General features: G+C 75.9%; 1 protein-coding gene. It reads left to right on the forward strand.

What is annotated here, in order from left to right; genetic code table 11:
- Window positions 1–1,673: DUF2252 domain-containing protein (locus tag HGA02_RS18650; RefSeq protein ID WP_246248081.1), on the forward strand; the 1,673-nt coding region annotated here is incomplete at both ends.

Genomic DNA, 1,673 nt, shown 5'->3' on the forward strand with positions numbered 1-1,673 from the left:
AGCGGGTGCCGCGGTCGGCGCTCGCGGAGGTCGCGGAGCGCGGCGGGCGGCCGGGTGCGCTGGACCTGCTGGAGGCGCAGGCGACGACGCGGCTGCCCGACCTGGTGCCGGTGCGGTACGGGCGGATGGCGGAGTCGCCGTTCGCGTACCTGCGCGGGTCGGCGGTCGTGATGGCGGCGGACCTGGGCGCGTCGGCGGACTCGGGGCTCGGAGTGCAGCTGTGCGGTGACGCGCACGTCGCGAACTTCGGCACGTACGGATCCCCGGAGCGGAACCTCGTGTTCGACCTCAACGACTTCGACGAGTCGCACCCCGGTCCGTTCGAGTGGGACGTGAAGCGTCTGCTCGCGAGCCTCGAGGTGGTCGCGCGCACGCTCGACGTCGGGCGGCGGCGGCGGCGCGAGATCGTCATGGGCGCGGCGCGCGCGTACCGCGAGGCGGTGCGGGACTTCGCGGGGCAGACGGCGCTGGCGGTCTGGTACGCGCGGATCGACCTGGGCGACCTGGTCGACACGGTGCCGCAGGACGAGCGCATGGTGCGGCGGGCGCGGACGGCGCTCGACAAGGCGCGACGGCGGGACCACCTGCAGGCGGCCGCCCGGCTCACGCGCGTGGAGGGCGACGAGCGGCGGTTCGTCGCGGACCCGCCGCTGGTGTCGACGCTCGAGGACGTGCTGCCGGCGGACGCCGCCCCCGTGTTCCGGCGCGGCATCGCGGACCTGCTGGTCGACTACCGGGCGTCGCTCGCGCCGGACCGGCGGCGGCTCGCGGAGCGGTACCGGGTCGTGGACATCGCGCGGAAGGTCGTCGGCGTGGGCAGCGTCGGGACGCGCGCGTTCGTCGTGCTGCTGCAGGGTGTCGACTCCGACGACGTGCTCGTGCTGCAGGCGAAGGAGGCGCAGGCGTCGGTCCTGGAGCCGCACGTCGGGCGGGGCGGGTACGCGCAGCAGGGGCAGCGGGTCGTGGAGGGTCAGCGGCTTATGCAGGCCGTGAGCGACGTGATGCTCGGGTGGCAGCGGTCGGCGGGCCCGGACGGGGTCGCGCGCGACTACTACGTGCGGCAGCTGCGGGACTGGAAGGGCGGGCTCGACCTGACGGGGGCGCGGCCGGCCGGGCTCGAGGTCTACGGACGGCTGTGCGCGTGGACCCTCGCGCGGGCGCACGCACGGTCGGGCGACGCGATCGCGATCGGTGCGTACCTGGGCGGTTCGTCGGCGGCCGACGAGGCGCTCGCGGACTTCGCGGCGACCTACGCGGACCGCACGGAGGCGGACCACGCAGAGCTCGAGGAGGCGGTGGACGACGGCCGGCTGCCGGTGGTGCGCGGCGTGTGGGGACGGTCCGGACCGGTGCCGCACGGTGCGTCGGGGGGCGACCTTGTCGGCGTCGCGACGCCGGGTCTAGTGTCGAAATCGGACACCTCACCCGAGGGGGCGTGCGATGAGGGGTCACCGTGCGGTGCGGGTGCACCGCGACACCGAGCTCCGCGACGACCTGGGCGGCACCGTCCGGCACGGTCGCGCCGGCACCGTCCTCGTCGGGCACGGCCGGGCCGAGCCCGCGCTCGGCGACGGCCCGCTGACCTGGGTGGAGACGACCGGCGACGTCCTCGCGTTCGCCCGCGGCGACGTCACGTGCGTCGTCAACCTCGGCACCGACCCGGTGCCGCTGCC

This window comes from Cellulomonas septica, from assembly GCF_012396155.1.
Taxonomy (GTDB): domain Bacteria; phylum Actinomycetota; class Actinomycetes; order Actinomycetales; family Cellulomonadaceae; genus Cellulomonas; species Cellulomonas septica.